This is a genomic window from Acinetobacter sp. S40 (assembly GCF_016624705.1).
In the GTDB taxonomy this organism is placed as follows: Bacteria; Pseudomonadota; Gammaproteobacteria; order Pseudomonadales; family Moraxellaceae; genus Acinetobacter.
Genome location: NZ_JACVTU010000005.1, coordinates 1 through 21,243, shown reverse-complemented (window position 1 = coordinate 21,243; position 21,243 = coordinate 1). Strand labels below are relative to the sequence as shown.

General features: G+C 40.4%; 17 protein-coding genes. 7 read left to right on the top strand and 10 right to left on the bottom strand.

Annotation, left to right across the window (positions count from 1 at the left end; all coding sequences use genetic code 11):
* Nucleotides 1-192 precede the first annotated feature (192 nt).
* The 3 genes from IAE19_RS08510 to trxA all read right to left on the bottom strand — a co-directional run bounded on the left by IAE19_RS08510 (nucleotide 193) and on the right by trxA (nucleotide 2,833).
* Nucleotides 193-489, bottom strand: a complete 297-nt coding sequence (locus IAE19_RS08510) for a hypothetical protein (RefSeq protein ID WP_200460519.1) — start codon at nucleotides 487-489, stop codon at nucleotides 193-195.
* A 414-nt stretch (nucleotides 490-903) separates the two neighbouring features.
* Nucleotides 904-2,172, bottom strand: coding sequence for a transcription termination factor Rho (rho, locus tag IAE19_RS08505; protein WP_200460518.1), 1,269 nt, complete (start codon nucleotides 2,170-2,172; stop codon nucleotides 904-906).
* Nucleotides 2,173-2,506: 334 nt separating this feature from the next.
* Complete coding sequence (gene trxA, locus IAE19_RS08500; RefSeq protein WP_004993046.1) at nucleotides 2,507-2,833, bottom strand: thioredoxin; 327 nt, start codon at nucleotides 2,831-2,833, stop codon at nucleotides 2,507-2,509.
* A gap of 278 nt (nucleotides 2,834-3,111) precedes the next feature.
* Here trxA and ppx point away from each other — a divergent pair, with 278 nt between their 5' ends.
* From ppx to IAE19_RS08475, 5 genes are all read left to right on the top strand, one after another.
* The gene (gene ppx / locus IAE19_RS08495; RefSeq protein WP_200460517.1) at nucleotides 3,112-4,632 is read left to right on the top strand and encodes an exopolyphosphatase; all 1,521 of its coding nucleotides are present in this window, start codon (nucleotides 3,112-3,114) and stop codon (nucleotides 4,630-4,632) included.
* 74 nt (nucleotides 4,633-4,706) lie between these two features.
* Nucleotides 4,707-5,531 (top strand): acetyl-CoA carboxylase carboxyltransferase subunit alpha, encoded by an 825-nt coding sequence (locus IAE19_RS08490; RefSeq protein ID WP_200460516.1) that lies wholly within the window; start codon nucleotides 4,707-4,709, stop codon nucleotides 5,529-5,531.
* Complete coding sequence (gene tilS / locus IAE19_RS08485; protein WP_200460515.1) at nucleotides 5,468-6,847, top strand: tRNA lysidine(34) synthetase TilS; 1,380 nt, start codon at nucleotides 5,468-5,470, stop codon at nucleotides 6,845-6,847. Before IAE19_RS08490 ends, tilS begins: the two co-directional genes overlap by 64 nt.
* Nucleotides 6,844-7,680 carry a pyrroline-5-carboxylate reductase gene (gene proC, locus IAE19_RS08480; protein ID WP_200460514.1) on the top strand — a complete coding sequence of 279 codons (837 nt, stop codon included), beginning with the start codon at nucleotides 6,844-6,846 and terminating at the stop codon, nucleotides 7,678-7,680. Before tilS ends, proC begins: the two co-directional genes overlap by 4 nt.
* A 16-nt stretch (nucleotides 7,681-7,696) precedes the next feature.
* Nucleotides 7,697-8,263: a YggT family protein gene (locus tag IAE19_RS08475; RefSeq protein WP_200460513.1), complete on the top strand. Its 567-nt coding sequence runs from the start codon at nucleotides 7,697-7,699 to the stop codon at nucleotides 8,261-8,263.
* A gap of 70 nt (nucleotides 8,264-8,333) precedes the next feature.
* Here the strand turns inward: IAE19_RS08475 and polA are convergent, their stop codons facing one another.
* The gene (gene polA / locus IAE19_RS08470; RefSeq protein WP_200460512.1) at nucleotides 8,334-11,096 is read right to left on the bottom strand and encodes a DNA polymerase I; all 2,763 of its coding nucleotides are present in this window, start codon (nucleotides 11,094-11,096) and stop codon (nucleotides 8,334-8,336) included.
* 154 nt (nucleotides 11,097-11,250) lie between these two features.
* Here polA and IAE19_RS08465 point away from each other — a divergent pair, with 154 nt between their 5' ends.
* A complete protein-coding gene (locus IAE19_RS08465; RefSeq protein ID WP_200460511.1) occupies nucleotides 11,251-14,097 on the top strand; it encodes a DUF2339 domain-containing protein in 2,847 nt (948 codons plus the stop codon).
* A 55-nt stretch (nucleotides 14,098-14,152) separates the two neighbouring features.
* Here the strand turns inward: IAE19_RS08465 and IAE19_RS08460 are convergent, their stop codons facing one another.
* Together IAE19_RS08460 and IAE19_RS08455 are read right to left on the bottom strand one after the other, a co-directional pair.
* A complete protein-coding gene (locus IAE19_RS08460; RefSeq protein ID WP_200460510.1) occupies nucleotides 14,153-15,073 on the bottom strand; it encodes a mechanosensitive ion channel family protein in 921 nt (306 codons plus the stop codon).
* A gap of 9 nt (nucleotides 15,074-15,082) precedes the next feature.
* Nucleotides 15,083-15,907 (bottom strand): hypothetical protein, encoded by an 825-nt coding sequence (locus tag IAE19_RS08455; RefSeq protein WP_200460509.1) that lies wholly within the window; start codon nucleotides 15,905-15,907, stop codon nucleotides 15,083-15,085.
* A 99-nt stretch (nucleotides 15,908-16,006) separates the two neighbouring features.
* Between IAE19_RS08455 and gspE the strand changes: the two genes are divergently transcribed.
* Nucleotides 16,007-17,494, top strand: coding sequence for a type II secretion system ATPase GspE (gspE, locus tag IAE19_RS08450; protein WP_200460508.1), 1,488 nt, complete (start codon nucleotides 16,007-16,009; stop codon nucleotides 17,492-17,494).
* A gap of 14 nt (nucleotides 17,495-17,508) precedes the next feature.
* Here the strand turns inward: gspE and IAE19_RS08445 are convergent, their stop codons facing one another.
* The 4 genes from IAE19_RS08445 to IAE19_RS08430 form a co-directional block, all read right to left on the bottom strand.
* Nucleotides 17,509-18,333 carry a carbon-nitrogen hydrolase family protein gene (locus IAE19_RS08445; protein ID WP_200460507.1) on the bottom strand — a complete coding sequence of 275 codons (825 nt, stop codon included), beginning with the start codon at nucleotides 18,331-18,333 and terminating at the stop codon, nucleotides 17,509-17,511.
* A 31-nt stretch (nucleotides 18,334-18,364) separates the two neighbouring features.
* On the bottom strand, nucleotides 18,365-18,886 hold the full coding sequence (gene gigB / locus IAE19_RS08440) for an anti-anti-sigma factor GigB (RefSeq protein WP_200460506.1): 522 nt from the start codon (nucleotides 18,884-18,886) through the stop codon (nucleotides 18,365-18,367).
* 113 nt (nucleotides 18,887-18,999) lie between these two features.
* Complete coding sequence (gigA, locus tag IAE19_RS08435) at nucleotides 19,000-19,968, bottom strand: RsbU family protein phosphatase GigA (protein ID WP_200460505.1); 969 nt, start codon at nucleotides 19,966-19,968, stop codon at nucleotides 19,000-19,002.
* A gap of 125 nt (nucleotides 19,969-20,093) precedes the next feature.
* Nucleotides 20,094-21,008, bottom strand: coding sequence for a VacJ family lipoprotein (locus tag IAE19_RS08430; RefSeq protein WP_200460504.1), 915 nt, complete (start codon nucleotides 21,006-21,008; stop codon nucleotides 20,094-20,096).
* Nucleotides 21,009-21,243 lie beyond the last annotated feature (235 nt).

The window sequence follows — 21,243 nt, the reverse complement described above, 5'->3', positions numbered from 1 at the left end:
TTATTGTAAACGCTAGATCAAATGATGATAAACCCTTTAATAAAGGGCATCTTATTCAATTATGATGTGTATGATCAGGATAGGAAGTAAGTTGAATTTTAAATAATTAATTTAATTTATTTTATTTATAAAGTTTAAATAAAAAAGAGAGCTAAAAAGCTCTCTTTTTTGACACTAAATCTAAATATTAGATTAGTGAGCAGCTTCTGATGCAGAAGCAGCAGCGTCAGTTGCAGCGCCAGCAGCGTTAGTTGCAGCAGCAGCAGCTGTGTCTGCAGCAGCAGCAGCGTCAGATGCAGCAGCAGCAGCTTCTGGAGCAGAAACAGCAGCAGCGTCAGTTGCAGCAGCAGCAGCATCAGATGCAGCAGCAGTAGCTTCAGATGCAGCAGCGTTAGCGTCAGCAGCAGCTTCTTCAGTTTTCTTTGCACAACCAACGAAAGCTAAAGTAGTAGCGATAGCAGCAGCAATAGCGATTTTCTTGAATAACATGGCATCACTCTCATAAATATTGTGAGATTAAAAAAAACCGGTGTTAGCCTGTTTGTGCTTTAATTATTCCTAACGAAGCTAGGTAACAACGCATGGAGCAGTCTAACTGGTCTGCAAATATGCTATCACTGCCTATGATGAAATACTACTGCTGGACGATAAAATTCAGTGAAAAAAGCGATAAAATAGTCTAATTATTAACAGAAAATAACAATTAAAAAGTCAGTTTATATTGGATAAATAATTGTTAACCATCTAAAACCTAAACATTTTTTACTCTTTAGTTGGTGAGTTTGTTATTTAAATGCAATATCTTTAACATTAAAAAATCACAATTGTATATTTATGTAAAAAAAGTCAACCAAAACAAAAGACTGCCCTCTAGGGCAGCCTTTTGCAAATATCTCAACGAGCTTAGTTTGCAGCTTTACGTTTCATTTGATCGAAAAAGTCATCATTGGTTTTGGTTTCTTTCATTCGATCGAGTAGAAATTCCATTGCAGCAAGTTCATCCATAGGATGAAGTAATTTACGCAGAATCCAGACTTTGCGTAGGTTGTCTTCATCCATCAGGCGCTCTTCACGACGAGTACCTGATTTCTTGATGTTCATGGCTGGGAATACGCGTTTTTCAGCAATACGGCGATCCAATGTGATTTCTTGGTTACCTGTACCTTTGAATTCTTCGTAGATCACTTCATCCATTTTGCTGCCTGTTTCAATAAGTGCAGTTGAAATGATGGTAAGTGAACCACCTTCTTCAATGTTACGTGCTGCCCCGAAGAAACGTTTTGGACGTTCTAAAGCATGCGCATCCACACCACCTGTTAAGACTTTTCCTGATGATGGAATCACTGTGTTATAAGCACGTGCCAGACGGGTAATCGAATCGAGCAGAATCACCACATCTTTTTTATGTTCAACCAAGCGTTTGGCTTTTTCAATTACCATTTCAGCGACTTGAACATGACGTGCGGGAGATTCGTCAAAGGTTGAAGCGACAACTTCACCACGAACAGTACGCTCCATTTCAGTCACTTCTTCTGGGCGTTCATCGATGAGAAGAACAATGAGGAAAACCTCAGGGTTATTACGAACAATCGACTGCGCGATGTTTTGTAACAACATGGTTTTACCCGCTTTAGGTGGCGCAACAATAATTGAACGCTGACCTTTACCAATTGGTGCGATAAGATCTACCACGCGTGCGGTTAAATCTTCAGTCGTACCATTACCAAGCTCCATAATCAGTTGCTCGGTTGGAAAAAGGGGAGTTAAATTTTCAAAAAGAATTTTATTGCGCGAATTTTCGGGAGTATCGTAATTAATCTGGTTGACTTTTAACAGTGCAAAATAACGTTCACCTTCTTTTGGTGGGCGAATGGTTCCTGTAATCGTATCGCCTGTACGCAAATTAAAACGACGAATTTGCGAAGGACTGACATAGATGTCGTCTGGACCTGCAAGATAAGAGCCTGCAGCTGAACGTAAAAAACCAAAACCATCAGAGAGGATTTCGAGAACACCATCACCAAAGATTTCTTCACCATTCATTGCATGGCGCTTTAAGATGGCAAAAATAATGTCTTGCTTACGGTTACGAGCCATTCCTTCAAGGCCCATAAACTCAGCAATCTTAATGAGTTCGCCAATCGGTTTTTTCTTGAGTTCGGTTAAGTTCATAAGTGGTCAGATTGATAAGGAAAATAAAGTGGAGTCAAATAAGAGAAGCAAAAGTCAGCCGCAAGTATTCAAATGCGAAATATACGCACTTGCATAGTCACAAACGCAGAAGTCTGGTTGATTGTTTCGGTACGAAATATATGAAAACAATTGCTAGTGCCGAGCGGCGATCTTATGTTTTGTGTCTTGCATGTAAGAAGGCAGGTGAAGTGATTTTTCTTCAGCACTTCTTGCTCAAGAAATATAAGCCAGATTAACGCGCTTGTCAATTTTTCAGCAAAAAAAATACGCTATTTTAAATAGCGTATGAGATATCGCATTTTATTGCAAAACCTTAGGTATTTTCATCAAGAAAAGCAGCCAGTTTAGAACGCGGCGCTGCACCTACTTGTTGAGCAACGACTTGACCATCTTTGAACAAAAGTAATGCAGGAATATTACGGATGTTGTATTTCACTGCAGTTTCTTCGCAAGAAGTCACATCTACTTTTACAATTTTTACTTTACCTTCATATTCTTGAGACAAATCTTCAAGTACAGGAGCAATGGCTTTACATGGCGCACACCATGCTGCCCAGAAGTCAACCAGTACAGGAGTTTGTGAATCTAGAACATCTGCTTGGAAATCAGCATCAGTGGTATTTACGATATTAGCAGACATAAGCTTGCTCCGAATTTTTAAAAAATTTTTAGAAGGTTAAGTAAATGTATCGGCATGAAGTATTACATAGCCTTCTAGGTCAATGTAAGGGTTGTTTTACATTATTCAAGGATTCGATTACTTTGTCTAATAGATGTTGGCAATGTTATTAATCGTGATAAACAATGCTGAATCATCATTATTTTTATATTAAAGCAGTCAACTGTTTGGCAAAAATGGCTTTTCAATTAGATGTATGTGAATTACTCTAAGCGACAATTCTGTAGGGGTTAGTTTCAATGGCTGATTTTTTAATTGATGAAGAATTACTTGCTGCCATCGACATGGGATCGAACAGCTTCCATTTAGCCATTGCACGTGTAGATCACGGTGAAGTCAAGAAAGTCGCTTCAATGTCTGAAAAAGTGCAATTGGCGGCAGGCCTTGATGAAAATAAAAATTTGACCGAAGCCGCGCAGCAGCGTGGTTTGGCGTGTCTGGCTCGTTTTGTCGGGCGTTTGGGTTCGGTACAGCCGAATCGTTTGCGTATTGTGGCGACCAATGCTTTACGTCAGGCCAAAAATGGCCATGAGTTTATTCAAAAAGCGGCTGAAATATTACCGAAACCCATTGAAATTATTGCAGGTCGTGAAGAAGCTCGTCTCATTTATTTGGGCGTATCCCATACTATGGCCAATGGCGGGCGTCGTCTGGTGATTGATATTGGTGGTGGTTCAACTGAATTGATTATTGGTGAAGAGTTTGAACCCATTCAAACCGAATCTTTGCAAATGGGATGTGTGGCTTATACCAAAGCTTTTTTTTCAGAAGGTGATATTAATCCTAAAGTTTTTGATAAAGCTGTGGTTGCTGCACGTAAAGAACTGTCTGCAATTGCCAATACCTATAAAGCCGAAGGATGGGATACAGTCGTTGGTTCTTCGGGAACGATTAAAGCTGCCAAGCAAATTATGGTCAATCTGGGCCTAAGTGACGAGCAGGAAAATGTCACGCGTGAAGGTCTGGAAAAACTCAAAGATAAATTACTCAAATTTAAGCATAGCTCCGAGATCGACTTTGAAGGTTTAAAAGATGATCGGCGAGCAGTTTTGCCAGCAGGATTGGCTATTTTATATGCTGTTTTTGATGTCTTGAATATCGATAAATTGGCGTATTCTGATGGGGCGTTACGCGAAGGTGTAATGTACGACTTATTAGGACGTTTTAAGCATGAAGATATTCGTGATCGAAGTGTACAAGCACTGATGGGGCGTTATAACGCAGATCTAAAACAGGCAGAGCGAGTGGTTAATACTGCACAGCAACTGTTTGATGATGTTGCGCAGCAATTAGATTTAAATAGTGAAGACAGTGACTTATTGCGTCGTGCGGCCTATTTACATGAAATTGGTCTGGCGATTAGTCACGGTGGTTACCATCGTCATGGTGCATACTTATTGCAACATTCGGACATTCCTGGGTTCTCCCAAATTGACCAAAATCATCTCTCTTTATTGGTTGCGTATCATCGTAGAAAATTGCGTAATGACGCTAAACAGGAGGTTTTAAAAGGCGGTGGCATTAAGTTAGCTTATCTTTGCTTGTTGCTACGTCTGGCTGTTTTACTCAATCATAGCCGAAGTGATCAGATGCTTCCTGCCATTGAATTGACTGTGCTAAATAGTCAACAATGGCAACTTAGTGTTTCTGGTGATGCAAAACAATGGCCGTTGCTGGTTGCTGACCTGCATGATGAGCAAGAGCAATTCAAGCATTGGGACATTGAATTGGATATTCAGTCGGAAAAATTTATCGATTAACTCGACTTGGTTGGGCGGTTGAGCATGTGTCATATGCGGCCAATACGCCCCAATTTAGGGATAATACTCGACTTATGAAAAGTAAAGCTACTCAGTCTAAAGCGTGGAAAACAGTGCAAATCGCGCGACATCCTGATCGTCCACAATTCCTAGATTATGTAGGTGAGATTTTTACCGAATTTGATGCTTTACATGGTGATCGTCTGTTTGGTGATGATGGCGCAATGGTAGGCGGTTTAGCACGTTTTGATGGTCGCCCTGTAATGGTTGTGGGGCAGCATCGTGGTCGTAGTACCCGTGAAAAGTTAAAACATAACTTTGGTATGTCTAATCCTGAAGGCTATCGTAAATCGCAGCGTTTACTCGATATGGCGGAGCGTTTTAATCTACCTGTATTTACCTTTATTGACACCATGGGAGCATATCCGGGTGTCGGTGCTGAAGAACGTGGTCAGGCCGAGGCGATTGCAACGAGTCTAGCGCAACTTTCTAACTTAAAAGTTCCTGTGATTGCGACAATTTTAGGTGAGGGTGGGTCTGGTGGTGCGCTTGGAATTGGCGTGGCTGATCGTGTCATCATGCTGTCACACAGTATCTATTCGGTGATTTCGCCAGAAGGCTGTGCTTCTATTTTATGGAAAACTGCAGAAAAAGCAGAGCAGGCCAGTGATGCATTGGCATTGACTGCGGATAAACTTCAAAAGATTGGTATTGTAGAATATGTGGTCGATGAAGGTGAAGGTGCGCATTTAGATCCAGAACAAGTTATGCAAAATCTACAAGCCGTGTTAAAACAGGCGTTGGATGAGTTGCTACCGATGGATGCAGATGAACGATGCGAAGCACGTTACCAGCGTTTAATGAAATTTGGCAGCGAAAATTTAGGACTTTCCTCTTAAATCGAGCTGAACAGTTTTCACCTGAAACGACATTTTTAATTGGATGCAGTGGTGGCATGGATTCCATGTTGTTACTGCATTTAATGTCTATTATTTTTCCAACGCGTGTTCGTGCGATTTATATCGATCATCAGTTACAAGCTCCTAGCCATGAATGGGGCTTATTTGTGCAAAACTATGCACAGAAACTTAATATTCCTGTTAGTATTCAAAAGGTTGAGGTTGCAACGGGTAATCTGGAAAATCAGGCGCGTAATGCTCGTTATGTCGCTTTTCAACAGCATTTAAAACCTTATGAAATTTTGGTGTTGGCTCATCATCAGCAGGATCAGGCTGAAACAGTTTTATTACGCTTATTATCGGGTGCTGGAGTAAATGGTCTGGCAGCTATGCAAGAAGTGGAAAATCGGGAAAACTTTCAATTATGGCGACCTTTTCTCTCGTTATCGCGTGAACAAATTGCAATATGGTCGATCCAATTAGACTTACCCTTTGTGCATGATCAGACCAATTTTGATACTCAGTATGATCGTGCTTGGTGTCGCCAGGAAGTTTGGCCTTTACTGCAAAAGCGTTTTCCCAAAATGCAGCAAGCTTTGAGCCGGACGAGTATTTTAATGCAGGATGCTAATTGTATTTTGCAGGATGTATTGTTACAAGATTTGAAATATTGCGGGAATCCCACACAAATAGATTTGGAAAAATTACAACAATTGAGTTTGCCTCGGCAGCGTCAGCTTTTATCAGCCTGGATGAAAGGAGACGCGGAGTATAGGCCTTCTTTTGAGATGGTGGAACGTCTCCAACAAGAAGTGATCCATGCTAAAGCAGATGCGCAAGCTGCATTGCACTGGAATGATTATTATTATTTACGCTATCAAAAACAACTTTATCGAATTGCAAAAGCACTGTATTTAGCTGAAAAAAATTCTTCTGATGTAGTTTCTGAAATTTATTTGGATAGTGATAAAAACATCTATTTGCTTTCGGGGACTTTTAGAATTATTTCTGCTGAAATGGGACTATCTACTGATTTATTAAAACAAAACTTAAAACTAATTTCGCGTCAGGGCGGTGAAAAAATTCATTTATATGGTCGTGTTGGGCATTGGCCATTAAAAAAAGCTATACAAGAGGCACAAATTTTGCCTTGGTTACGTCATACAATTCAAATATTAGCCATAGATAATGTTATGCTAGGGGTTTTTACCCCAAAAGGGTTTTGGTTAGCACAATCGAAGTATTGTGCAGTTGGTGGCTGGTTGCCACATTTAAGTTCTGAGATAGATAATTTGCGAGTTGAGCGTAATTCATGAATGCGACATTAAATTCAAATATCACATTTATTGGTGGTGGTAATATGGCGCAAGCCCTGATTGGTGGCTTGCTGGCACGTGGATTACCAACAACTCGGATTATGGTATCTGATCCTGTCGAGGCGATTCGTCAATTATTGCAGGAAAAAGAAATTCAGGCAGTTGATGATAACTTGCGGGCAATTAAAGATGCCGATGTCGTGGTTTTAGCAGTGAAACCACAGGTTTTGGGTACTGTACTAAAACCTTTACATGGTTTATTTGACGGGAAGTTGATTGTTTCAATTATTGCAGGCGCAGAAATAGAAACGATTGCTGCATTGACTGGAACTGATCGCGTTGTACGAGTGATGCCAAATACTCCAGCCTTGGTTCAAACAGGGGCACATGGTTTATATGCCAATGAAAGTGTGACAACCAAAGATCGTGATTTGGCGAGTCAGATTTTAGCTGCAACAGGTTTAACCATCTGGGTAAATTCGGAAGCACAAATTGATGCGGTGACAGCAGTTTCAGGCTCAGGCCCTGCATATTTTTTCTATTTAATGGAAAGTATGATTCGCGCTGGAAAAAATATGGGACTGGATGAAAAAGTGGCTACCGCACTTACATTGCAGACGGCATTAGGTGCAGCACAAATGGCGATTACCAGTTCTAATACTCCCGCAGAATTGCGTAAAAATGTGACTTCGCCAAATGGTACAACGCAGGCAGCACTTGAAGTATTTGATCGCGCCCAAATTTCACAAAATATCCAGACAGCACTTGCTGCTGCGCAAAAACGTAGTCAAGAATTAGCACATGAGCTAAGTGACAGTACCAAGACCCATTAAGTAGGAAAGTAACAGTATGGCGAGTTCTGCGCTTATTTTTGGTATTTTAATTAATGTTGCCATTTTATTGGTGTTCTTCCGCTTTTTAATGCAATTAACTGGGGTAAGTCCTTATAACCCAGTAGTTTTATCGACAGTAAAAGCAACTAAGATTGTTGATATTTTTAGTCGTATTTTTCCGACTGTGGCAAAAGGTCGTGTGAATCTAGCAGCATTGGCGCTTTTAATTGTTTTGTACTTGCTCAAAATTTTTGGAGTGATGTATCTTTCAGGTGCGATGCCTAATAGTCCAATTCATTTATTGATTTTGACTTTTGTGACTATGATTCAGGATTTAATCCGTTTCTGTCGTTATTTGATTTTTGCCACGATTATTCTGAGTTGGGTGGTGATGTTTACTCAATCTCGTTCTCCATATATTGAAGTGATTCAGGAATTGGCTGAACCATTACTCGCTCCGTTTCGTCGTTTATTGCCGAATATGGGAATGATTGATCTTTCTCCAATTATTGCATTTTTGGCGTTATATGTTGCCGAAATTTTGATGAACGAAGTCGCGAAAGTCTTGCTCACTGGATTGTAAAACCTATTAAGATTTTAAAACCATAAAACAAAGGCCGAATTAATCGGCCTTTGTTTTTATCTGAAAAAAGTTAATGTGCTTCTTCCCAATTTAAACCTTTTCCGACCTCAACCACTAAAGGTACAGAGATTTCAACCACTGACTGCATGGTTTCGGCTAGCTTTGGTGCAAGTTGTTCTGCAATATCGGCATCAACTTCAAATACCAATTCATCGTGAACTTGGAGTAATAATTTGGCTTGATCCTTTGGAAGCATTTTATCTACTTCGATCATGGCAAGTTTGATGATATCCGCAGCGCTACCTTGCAGGGGGGCATTAATGGCGGCACGTTCTGCACCCTTACGGACCATCATATTTCGAGCATCAATATCGGGGGTGTATAAACGACGACCTAAAATAGTCTCAACGAAACCTTGTTCTAAAGCCACCTGACGAGTACGTTGCATATATTCATAAATACCAGGATAGCGATGAAAATATTGTTTAATGTAGTTTTGTGATTCCTCACGGGTAAAGCCCAATTGACGAATTAAACCAAACTCTGACATACCATATAGTAAGCCGAAATTAACGGCTTTCGCTTGACGACGTTGATCACTCGTAACTTCTTCAAGCGGAATATTCAATACTTCTGCTGCTGTACGACGGTGTACATCCTGACCATGTTTAAATGCGTCTAGCAAGGCATCGTCCTGAGAGAAATGTGCCATCAAACGTAGTTCAATTTGTGAATAATCGGCAGCTAATAATATACGGCCTTCAGGGGCGATAAAGGCTTTACGAATTTGACGACCAATTTCCCCTCGAATCGGAATATTTTGCAGGTTTGGATCAGAAGAAGACAAACGTCCGGTTGCGGTTAATGCCTGATGATAGCTGGTGTGTACCCGGTGAGTTTCATTATGCGACTGTTCTACCAAACGATCCGTATAGGTATTTTTCAATTTCGATAAGGTTCGATGTTCCAAAATCACTTCAGCAATTGGATGCTCGACTTTCTCTAGAATACTTTCGCCAGTACTGTGCTGACCTGTAGCCGTTTTTTTGCCGCCTTTTAGGCCCATTTTATCAAATAAAATTTCTCCTACTTGTTTGGGTGAGCTGACATTGAAGCTTTCACCTGCCAATTCAATTGCCTGATTTTCTAGGCCTTGAATGGTTTCGGTAAATTCAACGCTAAGCTGTCCCAAGAAAGCATGATCAAGCTTAATACCTGCTTCTTCCATACCCGTAAGAATACGTGCTACAGGCATTTCAATGTTATACAGAATGTTTTCTAGCTCTGGTGATGCTTTAAGTTTTTGGGCCAATACTTCATATAAACGATAAGTAACATGCGCATCTTCAGCGGCATAGTGCGCTGCAACTTCAATCTCAATTTGATTAAAAGTTTTTTGTTTGGCGCCTTTACCTGCGATTTGTTCAAAAGTTGTGGTCAAGTGGCTCAAGTAAACTCGGGCTACGTCATCCATACCGTGACGGGTTGCAACGGAGTTTAATACATAAGATGCCAGCATCGTATCGAAATACCAGCCTTTAAGCTCAATGCCATGATTGGCAAAAATATGCGCATCATATTTAAGGTGGTGTCCAATTTTTTGAACTGTATGATTTTCCAAAATCGGCCTAATTTGTGCCAATATTTGCTCACGATCAAGCTGTTGTGGGGCCCCTTCGTAGTCATGAGCGAACGGTATGTAATAGGCATCTTTGGCATCAAAGGCCACAGAAAAACCGACCATTTCGGCAACACGATAATCCAGACTGGTGGTTTCAGTATCAATAGCAAAACGTTTTTCAGTTTGCAGCCTTTGATAGAGTTGTTCCCAAGCTTCTTGGTTCAAAACAGTGTGATAATTGGCAACACCAAGTTGATCATCGTCACTGGTCAGGCTGGCCTGATCTTCTGTTTCAATGTTGACTTGCGTTTCAGCTTTGGCAATTTCTTGATTAATTTCCTTGTAACTATTACTCACAGGATTATTGGGATGATCCAGTGACTGTAACTGATTTCTAAACTCAAGTTCAGTATACAAATTACGCAATGTTTCAATACGCGGTTCGCAAAGTTTTAAGTCATCCCAAGTCAGACCAAGATCAAGATCACAAACGATACTCGCCAATTGATGGTCAATTGCAATTCCATCAGCATTGTCTTTAATGTTTTGTCCAACTTTCCCTTTGATGTGATCGACATTTTCTAAAATGCCACCAATCGAACCATATTCCGTTAAAAGTTTCGCTGCTGTTTTAGCACCAATTCCGGGTACACCCATAATGCCATCTGAAGCATCTCCCATCAGGGTGAGATAATCAATGATCTGGTTTGGCCATACCCCAAACTTATCAAAAACTCCCTGAATATCCATGGGTTTATCTTTGAAGCTATCTTCAAGTGTCACTTTTTCAGTGACAAGCTGAGCCATGTCTTTATCGCCTGTCGAAATCAGGACTTGATGCCCTTGTTTTTCGGCGTGTTTGGCAAGTGTTCCAATAATATCATCGGCTTCTGCACCTGGCAGCATATATAACGGAATGCCTAGAGCTTTAATTAAAGCATGCAAATACGGAATCTGCTGGGCTAATTCATCTGGCATGCTCGGGCGGTCACCCTTATAAATAGGAGAAAGTTCATGTCGGAAAGTCGGTTCTGGTGTATCAAAAATGACAGCCATATGCGTAGGCTGAGTTCGGCGCATCAATTTTTGAATAGCGGAAATAGCTCCACGAATTGCATTGGTTTGTAACCCTGTTGAGGTTGTTAAAGGTGGGAGTGCATGAAATGCACGAAATAAAAAATAAGACCCATCAACCAAAACAAATGGTGGCATTGCACACTTCCTCACAAACGATTGGGTCTTATTCTACGTGAAAATTGAGCAAAATGTGGAACTTCGATTTTAAGGGAGTTCTGTATGGCTAAATATACACTGGTGTAAGGATCAGGTAAGATAGCTTGAAAGGAATTGAGTTTGTTTTTTGATCATGTATAAAAATGATAAGCAGAATATCACGATGGTAATTATCATTTTTGCCATAGGTTTATTAGGTGCATTCGTTTTTGAAATCAAAAATGCAGTGATATTACTTGTTGCACTTTTGGTATTTGCTATCGTGCAGCAATTCACTCGTTTTGATCGGCGTATTCAGCAGCTCGAGCGGCAATATAATATCACTGCGCCTAAAAGTTCTATGCATTTACCGCAATGGGCCATATATTTGGGCACCCTGATCGGTATTACGGGTTATTATTGGCACACGACTTCCGCTATTTTTGTTGGAATCGGATTGGTGTTATTTAGTCTGATTCAAATGTTCAGCTTTATTAATGAACGGCTACAAAATATTGAAGATAAAAAACAGATACATCCATTAAAACTGCCTAGAAGCTCTGAGCCAGTTGCAGTCAATCATCAGATGCAGTTAGAGTCAGAGAATCCAGATGGGTTCCCATCTCAACAGGGCGCAAAAATATTGTCTGAGCCCGCGAATGATCAAACTGATCATTCTCTTCCTCTAAATTCGATTTCTCAAAAACAGGCATGGTGGCAACCTGCTTTGGATTGGCTTATTCATGGCAATCCAATTTTAAGAGTTGCCATTGCCATTTTGATGATTGGCGTAGTGCTGCTCTTGCGTTTTGCCAGTGAACACTGGCAACTCAGCTTGGGCATAAAACTATTAGGAATTGCCATTACGGGTGGTGCATTAACCGCTTTGGGCTATTATTTGAAAAAAAACAATGCACTATTCGCTGTGGCTTTACAGGGTGCGGGCTTAGCAATTATTTTTATGACTCTAATTTTTGCACATCATTATACTGTGATTGCAAGTTTGGGCATAGCAAGTAGTGGTTTTGCTGTTTTATTAATGATAACAGTCGCTTTAAGCTTAAAACAAAATGCCGTTTATCTATCAATGCTGGCACTCAGCATGGCTTATCTCGCACCTTTATTGATCCCACAATATCATCCCGATAGCATCTTTTTATTTAGTTATTATCTGTTGATTAATGTGGCTGTGGCTGCAATGAATTTTATCAAGCCATGGAAAATTTTAAATCAGATTGCTTTTTTTGCATCAGGATTGCTTGCGGGTAGTGTTATCGTTTTATATGCGAATTCAGCACAATACCATACGCTAGATATTATTTTATGGCTGCATATTGCCTTGTTTATCTGGTTAAGTGTGCGTTATAGCCAACTCATTCAGAAAGAATATCCTTCTTTAAAAAATCAGTCCTTAAATGAGCAACAGGTGATTCAACTTCCTCCACTTGTGGATGTTGGGTTAATTTTTAGTGTGCCAATTTTTGGTTTTTCTTTACATGCATTTTTGGTACAACAATCCAGTCTGGCACTTACCTGTGGCGCCGCATTACTGGGTATAACTTATGCTGTTTTGGGCTGGTGGATTAGACAAAAGCAATCAGAATTATCGATTTTGGCCAAAAGTTTTTTTATTTTAGCGGTAGCCTTTATCGCTTTGATTTTTCCTTTGTATCAAGGCGCACATTGGACTGCCATTGGTTGGGTCGTACAAGGAACTGCTTTAATAGTTTGGGGTGTTTCTGAGCGTTATCGATTAAGTCGCTATTTAGGTATCGTTTTGGTGATCCTAAGTTCACTGGCTTTGTTTTATCAAGTCTGGTCAGATGATCATTTCCCCGTTTTAAGCACCAGTATTTATGCAATTTCACAATTCATTTCAGCTTACTTCCTATTTCGATCTACATCTTCGAGTCAGGGTTCCTCTGTTATTGCGGACAGTTTGTTTTTAAGTTTGGCTTTATATTCGGGTGCAGTCGCGGGCGTAGAGTTTCTGCAATTGCAGGGGCAGGGGTTAAGTCCTTATTTAGCCATTGCTGCCTTATTATGTTTTGGTTTTACCGTCGTTGTCTATTGGCGTGCAAGATTAAATTGGCATATTCCACAATTGGTGATTTTGAGCATTTTGATTGTATTGAGTTTTGTAGAATTAACTCAGCAGGGATTATTGGCGCAACTCTACTGGATTAGCTCGTTACAGCAAATAAGTTTTCTAATCGCAGCTATTACCCTCAGTTTACTTTTGCTGATGATTCAAAAAATACAGAGGATTGATTCACAACTCAATATTTGGTGGGCAGGGCTAGTATGGTTGAGTCTGGCTATAATGGGTCCTGCATTATGGTCGAATGCAGCATTGCTTTCTTTTGCAGTAATACCAGTTTTGTATAGTATTTGGTTATTTAAAAATCAACAATATCTTCTGCTGGATCAGCTTTCGGTCTGGATTCTATCTTGGTTCTGGTTAGTGGCGGCTAGTTTAAGTGATCAGGTTTTTGTGGCCTATTATCTGCCTGTTGTTAATCCTGCTGATGTGTTGTCTTTATTGGTATTATTGGGGGTGTTATGGATCATTTATCATCATGATTTTGCTACACAAACCAAAGCAGTCGAATGGCGTAATAAGATCATTAGCATTGTTATTGCTTTATTGGTTTTTAGTAGCGTAGTGGTCCGAGCCTTGCATTTTTATGCGGCAACACCACTTTGGAGTTGGGCTATTTGGTCAAATGGTACAGTACAGCTTAGCTTGACTTTACTCTGGGTGGTTTTAGCGTTTGTATTAATGACCTTTTCAAGTCAGCGCCAGATTCGTCAGCTCTGGTTTGTGGGAGCAGCGTTACTGGCTATCGTGGTGATTAAGCTGGTTGGATTGGATTTATCACAAAGTGGAACATTGACTCGTGTGATTTCTTTTATCGGGGCGGGAGGGGTAATGTTGGTCATTGCTTATTTGGCACCGCTGCCACCCGTACAATCTATACAGGATACGAGCAGAAAATAAGAAAATTGTGCTTGCATCAGCGAGTGTAAGAAGGGTGGCGATAATGCCACCTCAGCTAAAGCTTTGGTTCTCGCTTCAGTTCATCTTTATTTGCATATTGATCAATTTCATCTTCAGTTAAAGGCGTTACTGGTGGGCGATCTACAAAGCCCATTTTGGGTACAGGAATTTCGATCTGATTTTCCAAAAAACCATTACGGATACGTTCTTGTAATTCATCACGGGTTTTTAAATACAATTCCTGACGACACCACACTGAAAATAATAATTCAATAGAAGATTCACGAAATGCGGTGACGGTGACTTCAGGCTTGGGATCATCCAGTGCGATCGGGTATTTTGCCGCTACTTCGAGTAATACCTTGCGTACTTTCATAATGTCTTCCTGAAAATTAATCGCAAGGGTAATCGGAATACGCCGTATAGGATATTTTGACATATTCATAACGGGGGCACGAATCAATTGCTCATTGGGTAAACGCACATAAACATTATCTAATGTAAGGAGTTTGACGGAGAGTAAATCGATCGAAATGACTTGTCCTTCAATGGTATGACCACGAATTAACGTAATTTGAATCGTATCACCCACTTCAAATGAACCTTCTCCAATCAGAAATAAGCCACTGATAAGGTTGCTAGCAGAAGTTTGCGAAGCAAAACCCAACGCGACTGTTAGAATTCCCGCTGCCCCTAAAAATACACTGAGTTTAAAGCCGGCTTCTTTTAAACTAGCCATCACAAAAATGATAAAAATAAAGTAAAAAATACCACGTCGCCACACCATCCGCTGATGTGCGTTAAATCGCATTCCTACCGTTCGGATAAATGTATTTGAAACTAAACGCGCAAAAATAAAGCCAATTAAACATAGAACAACAGCAACCAGAATTTCACTGAGTCGATCCAGATTAATATTGGTAAAAATCCCTTTAAGGCTAACAGCTACATCTTTGGGAATATTGGAATCTGCCATGATGCCTCCCTAAAAAAATGAATCAAACATATTAAACAACGCACCGCCCGGTGAGCGTGGAGGATGTACATAAATCACTTCACCTGCCAAAGGTGGAGTGCGATTTTCCAGACGAATACGAGGTGGGCGATCGGAACCTTCGTGAATAACTTTAATCTGCGATGTCCATAAACGATTGGTACTTTCGCTATAGAACAGCGGAAGCGCAGATACAGGAACATTCATACGGTCAAAACGTAATTGTTGGCTGCTGGTATTATGAAATTCCACGGGAGTAACAGCACGAAATGCACGAGGTTTGAGCAAATTCAAATCTGTACGTCCATCTACTGCTGTGGCATAACACATTTCTCCAGTCCGATGATCTGGGCCAAACCATGTGTCTTTTGGGCGAATGACAGAGATATCGAAAATAGGTTCGCGCTGATTTTCTACAAATCCTGCGATCCATAAGGGTGTACTAATATAAAGTGTTCCTCGTTCACCCGCTGGAATATAAATCGGATCAACAGGTTTAATCACCACAGACCGATCGGCCAGACGTGGCATCAGTTGAAACTCATTATGGGTATTGCGAAACATGTAGCGTTCAATCTTTGCGCCTTGTGGAAAGGCAAAATGCGGATCAGCAATACTCTGCCATTGTTGTTCATAGTCATACTGATGTTGCGGGCGATAATATTCTAACCGCCATTCCTTGATTCCGCGCGTCAGACGAAAAAGTAATGATCCGAACTGCCATGCTTTGGATTCACTGAGTTCAAATTTTTGTTCACCCCACCACTTTAAATTGGTCTGTTCGGGTTCTAGATGATCGTATTGCTGTTGTGCCAAGTTTAAAAATTCCTCTGGTGAGTTTGTAAAAACAGACTTCACGCTGTAGTACGCTTAGAGTACACTCAAAACTCTCTTTTTGATCATTATAAATTTGTGATGCAAATACTTAAACAAATACAAATTCCATATAGTTTTGCCAAACGTCATGGCGTTTTGTTGCGTTATGAAGGGGATCAGGTCTTTATTGTACGCCGTCAAAATACAGAATGGATTGCCTTACAGGAAGCGAGACGTATTGTAGGAAAACCAGCGCAACATCAAGTGTGTGATGATCAGAGTTTTAACGCATTATTGAGTTCGAGCTATGCAGGAGATACAGGAGAATCACAACAAGTCGCTGCGGGGCTTGAAGACCATCCAGATTTATTGAGTTTGGCAGATCAGGTGCCAGAAGCTGAAGATTTGATGGATCAGGAAGATGATGCCCCGATCGTCAGGTTGATTAATGCATTGTTGTCTGAAGCAATTCGGGTGAATGCTTCAGATATTCATATTGAATCTTTTGAAAAGAAACTCTCGGTACGTTTACGTGTCGATGGTCAACTTCGTGAGATTGTACAGCCACGTCGTGAACTTGCGCCTTTATTGGTTTCACGGATAAAAGTCATGGCGAAACTGGATATTGCTGAAAAACGAATTCCTCAGGATGGACGTATTTCTTTGCGTCTGGCTGGGCGTGAAGTGGATGTGCGGGTATCAACCTTGCCCTCTTCACATGGCGAACGAGTGGTGATGCGTTTATTAGACAAACAGGCTGGTCGTTTGAATATGACCCATTTGGGGCTCATGTCTAATGATTATGAGCGATTAACTCATCTGGTACATCGTCCGCATGGTATTATTTTAGTGACCGGACCCACTGGCTCGGGTAAGACGACGACTCTATATGCAGCACTTTCTGACCTAAATGACAATACACGTAATATTCTGACTGCTGAAGATCCGATTGAATATCAGCTTGAAGGGATTGGACAGACTCAGGTCAATACCAAAGTGGATATGACTTTTGCTCGTGCTTTAAAAGCTATGTTACGTCAAGATCCCGATGTGGTGATGGTCGGCGAAATCCGTGATCTGGAAACAGCAGAAATTGCAGTACAAGCTTCTTTGACTGGTCATTTGGTTTTATCCACTTTGCATACCAATACCGCGATTGGTGCTGTCACACGTTTAAAAGATATGGGAATTGAACCTTTTCTATTGTCCAGCTCCTTAATTGGCGTGATTGCACAGCGTTTAGTGAGAACCTTGTGTTCACATTGTGCTACGTGGCGTGAAGCTGATGATTTTGAACGCCAGTTGTTTCAGCATGTGAGTACTGAGCAAAGTTTAAAGTTACCGGAGCCGCAAGGGTGTGAGCATTGTTCGCATTTAGGTTTTACTGGGCGAACTGCGATTTATGAAATTGTTCCTGTCGATGATCAAATGCGCCGTTTCATTCATGGCAATGCAGCTGAATTTGAACTGGAACGTTACGCGCGCCAATATTCAGGATCGATTCGTGATGATGGATTAAGAAAAGTTCTTGCTGGGAAAACCACATTGGAAGAAGTCTTGCGTGTAACCAATCAAGCAGAAGAATAGCGTCTCGTAATAAATTAAAAACGGATTAAACGTCGATGCTGCATCAGTGGCATTGACTCACGTATTTGATCCTGTTCTTTTAAATCAAATGACACGGTGATCAAGCCAGCTCCATCATCATTCATGAGATTTAAAAGTTGCCCTCGACTATTAGTCGCTCCAGTATGCCCCCAGGTTTGGCGTTTTTCACCATGCCAGCCTTGCTGTGCTGCACCTAGTACATAACATTGGCTATCCATGGCGCGTGCTTGCAATAGAAGCTGCCAATGCATTTGACCTGTAGTGTAGGTAAAAGCGGCAGGTGCGGTTAAAATTCTTGCGCCTTGTGCTCGAAGATTTAAAGCTAGTTCAGGAAAACGAAGATCATAACAGACCATCATCCCGATATGGCCAAAAGGTGTTTTAGCGACAACAACCTGATCACCAGGTTCAAAAAATTTAGATTCCTGATAACCTCCGACAGCATCACCGACTTGCACATCAAACAAATGAATTTTGTCATAACGCGCTTCTGTACGTTCAGGACTAATACATAAACTTACTGTGCGTACACGCCCATCCTGAATGATTGTCCCATCAGGACGAAAGGGGCAGGGTAATGTTCCTGCAATGATCCAAATATTGTATTGCTGTGCAAGTTGCTCTAGTCGTTGCTGAATACTTTCAAATTGTGCCGCAGTTTCGCGCTGTTTACCCGCTGCGAAACAAACAAAATTTTCAGGAAATACAACCAGTTCAGCATGTTCAGCTTTACTCTGTTGAATCAATGAATCAATGACACGAAAATTATCTTCAATGTCATTTTGAGAATTCATTTGAGCAACAGAGAGTAAAGTCATCGCTAGATTTTATCCTGGAAATATGAGAAGGCTAAGCGTTTTGCTTAGGAGATACCTGATCCAGTGTATCTTGCTCTTTTTGAAGTTGTTTCACCAATGGTTCAAACATATTTTGGTTGTTTTCGTTCAGTTGCATTAGCGTTTTGTGGGCATCAAGAACGGTTTTTAACATAGCATTATGTGTGATTTCCTCTTCACATAATTCATGCGTGCACATTTGAGGTTCTTTACAATAATTTAAAATGACAAAAACCTGCCCTAGCCCCATGCTGTTGGCCAGAGTCGTAATATCCGGATTGGTTGAGAGCATGACTGCCTGAATATGATGAATCTGCTTCAGTTTTAAACCTAGCTTTGCCAATATTCCAAGAACCGTACTATCAATAAAAGTTGTTTCAGTTAAATCGACAATTGCACCAACCACATTTTTCTGTTGTTCAATTCGATTTAAAAGTTTGTCTAGACTTATGCAAGACTGGGCGCGTACTTCACCAATAAGTTTGAAAATATGCGTTCCATTCAAGCTTGCATATTCAACATGACCTGTTGACATATAAATGCCATTTTCAGAGAAGGATTGCAAAATTATCACATAGGGCGCATAGATACTCAAGTATCTAACAGTGCTATAAATATTGATTGAAATGTATCTTATTGATTATAAAATTAATTCAGTCGACAAAGACTCAAGATAGCAATGTCATCGGCAACATGTTCAGGTGCTTTAAAAGACTGTTTTTGCAAATGATCAACCAATTGAGCAAACTGCTCATTCAGCCCACCGTCAAAAGGTTCAAGTGCGCCATCTGAACAAATAATAAACCGGGTATGACGGTTTAGCGTACATTCAAATTCCTCAATTTCCAGATCATCGGTTAATCCCAATGGAAAACTACTGGTATTTAAAATTTTTGGTGGTTGATTCGGTTCAAAAATAATTGGAGGAGGATAATGTCCCGCGCTAGTCCAGCGAATCTGATGTGTTTGCAGGTTTAAGATCCCTGCAACCATCGTAATATGTTTTTCGATATTCTCTTGTAACAACATTCCATTTAGTTTTTTGATTAATTCGCGTGGTGTTTTGGAGCGACCATGAAAAGCTGCCATCCATGAGGTAAGTAAACTACTAGTCACACCATGACCAGAAACATCAGCTAAATAAAACAAGACTTCTTTATCATTTAGTTTCCAGTAATCATACCAGTCACCTGATAAATACGCAGACGGTTGAAAAAAAGTTTCAATTTTATAATCAAGTAAATCAAGCGCATTAGGTAGAAGTTTTCTTTGCAAATCTGCGGCAGCAGGAAGATCTCGGCTGTCTTGATTACGCTTGTATTGAGCATCGATCTGAAATAAGGCTTCTACAGGATTTTGAGGTAATTTTCCCCAAATCCAGCCAGCTAGAGCTCCAAGTTGCCAAGCCTGAGCAAGTGCTGCGCCTTCGTCTTCATGTGCAATAACGACCGTTGGTAATGACCATTGGTAATGTAAAAAATCCTGAACGTCGGCAATAGCGATAATCGTAGGGTCATATAGTTCCAGATCATCTATGTGAATGACTTGTAGGCTCGGTAGCTCATCAATGGCTTGATCTAAATGAGGGACTGAACGTGTCGGTTGAATAAAATACATAGACGATTAAATGGAGCCTTATCAATAATCACATTTACTATATAGATGTACTATAGAAATCAAAAGATTGCTAGAAAAACTCACGATCTAACAATCTTAAATTAATACATCATGTAAGTTAAAGCTTATTTCTGATTACTTGAATCATCAGAATTGTCATCTGAATCATCATCGATAAACTGGATCTGTTCTGCTGAGTTACCTTTTTTCTCTGCAATCTGGAAGTTTTTGCGTTGTAAATATAAATCACGAATCACCGCATATTTATCGCCCTGCAAAATTTGTTCAATATCCAGCACTTGAGCACGAGTATCAATAGCCTGTAGCATATTGGTAGACCAATATAAGCCGTCTTGATCATCCATAATATATTTTTGTGGACGTGTTTGACTATCTACAGCTAGACCAAAACCGTCACGTAAAGTACTTGGGCCAAAAAATGGCAACATGAGGAATGGCCCTGATGGAACACCATAATAGCCTAGCGTCACACCAAAGCTCTCTTCTTCGGCAGGTAAGCCCAATCGACGTGCTGGATCAGCCAGACCGAATGTAGTTAAGGTATTAATAGTAAAGCGGCCTAATGTTTTTGCTGCACGGGAAGGGCGTCCCTGAATCAACTGATTTACAGCATTCCACGGTTCACCCAGATTTTTACGAAATTGCCGATAAGAGCCACGAACTTGTTCAGGTGTTTTTTGCGTATATTGAACCGCAATTGGACGAACAATAGTTCGATCGAGCGCATCATTAAATGCATAAAATTGACGGTTCAGTGGTTGTAAAGGATCTTTGACTTCATCCGGTTGTGCTGCATTGGCATTCACCTTAAAGTCACTTGCCTTTACATTTTTAAGGTCATCTTTGAGATCCTTTAACTTTTGAAAGCGTGCACGGTGTTCTGGTGTATCGGATTCAGGTATAGAAGATACGTCTTCTACAGCATCAGTCGCGACATCATTTGTACTCTCTTGAGCAAAAAGATGAAAAGACAAACTTGTTGAAAGAAGTCCAATAAAAACGAGTTTTGAGTAATGCATAAGAATCCTTAAGCGCCTATTGAGGCAAGATTTTATACCATTCTATATGAAAGATGGTTCTATTGAATGATTAGATCATAGCGAGTATTAAAACAAATCTGGGTAAAAAATGTTATAAAAAAGATAAAAAGGTTAAAAAATAAACATACGCAACCAAACTCTTTAAAAAGGGGTTGCATGGCTAGGGGAATGCTGTAGAATGCGCACTCATCGGCGGTGATGTTGATAAAAACTT

What these genes read in the sequence shown, in the direction of transcription:
- gigB (WP_200460506.1), bottom strand. Translation starts at nt 18,886, where the DNA reads ATGTCAACAGGTCATGTTGAATATGCAAGCTTGAATGGAACGCATATT.
- IAE19_RS08510 (WP_200460519.1), bottom strand. Translation starts at nt 489, where the DNA reads ATGTTATTCAAGAAAATCGCTATTGCTGCTGCTATCGCTACTACTTTA.
- IAE19_RS08490 (WP_200460516.1), top strand. Translation starts at nt 4,707, where the DNA reads ATGAAAAGTAAAGCTACTCAGTCTAAAGCGTGGAAAACAGTGCAAATC.
- proC (WP_200460514.1), top strand. Translation starts at nt 6,844, where the DNA reads ATGAATGCGACATTAAATTCAAATATCACATTTATTGGTGGTGGTAAT.
- gspE (WP_200460508.1), top strand. Translation starts at nt 16,007, where the DNA reads ATGCAAATACTTAAACAAATACAAATTCCATATAGTTTTGCCAAACGT.
- gigA (WP_200460505.1), bottom strand. Translation starts at nt 19,968, where the DNA reads ATGTATTTTATTCAACCGACACGTTCAGTCCCTCATTTAGATCAAGCC.
- trxA (WP_004993046.1), bottom strand. Translation starts at nt 2,833, where the DNA reads ATGTCTGCTAATATCGTAAATACCACTGATGCTGATTTCCAAGCAGAT.
- IAE19_RS08445 (WP_200460507.1), bottom strand. Translation starts at nt 18,333, where the DNA reads ATGACTTTACTCTCTGTTGCTCAAATGAATTCTCAAAATGACATTGAA.
- rho (WP_200460518.1), bottom strand. Translation starts at nt 2,172, where the DNA reads ATGAACTTAACCGAACTCAAGAAAAAACCGATTGGCGAACTCATTAAG.
- IAE19_RS08460 (WP_200460510.1), bottom strand. Translation starts at nt 15,073, where the DNA reads ATGGCAGATTCCAATATTCCCAAAGATGTAGCTGTTAGCCTTAAAGGG.
- polA (WP_200460512.1), bottom strand. Translation starts at nt 11,096, where the DNA reads ATGCCACCATTTGTTTTGGTTGATGGGTCTTATTTTTTATTTCGTGCA.
- ppx (WP_200460517.1), top strand. Translation starts at nt 3,112, where the DNA reads ATGGCTGATTTTTTAATTGATGAAGAATTACTTGCTGCCATCGACATG.
- IAE19_RS08465 (WP_200460511.1), top strand. Translation starts at nt 11,251, where the DNA reads ATGTATAAAAATGATAAGCAGAATATCACGATGGTAATTATCATTTTT.
- tilS (WP_200460515.1), top strand. Translation starts at nt 5,468, where the DNA reads ATGCGAAGCACGTTACCAGCGTTTAATGAAATTTGGCAGCGAAAATTT.
- IAE19_RS08475 (WP_200460513.1), top strand. Translation starts at nt 7,697, where the DNA reads ATGGCGAGTTCTGCGCTTATTTTTGGTATTTTAATTAATGTTGCCATT.
- IAE19_RS08430 (WP_200460504.1), bottom strand. Translation starts at nt 21,008, where the DNA reads ATGCATTACTCAAAACTCGTTTTTATTGGACTTCTTTCAACAAGTTTG.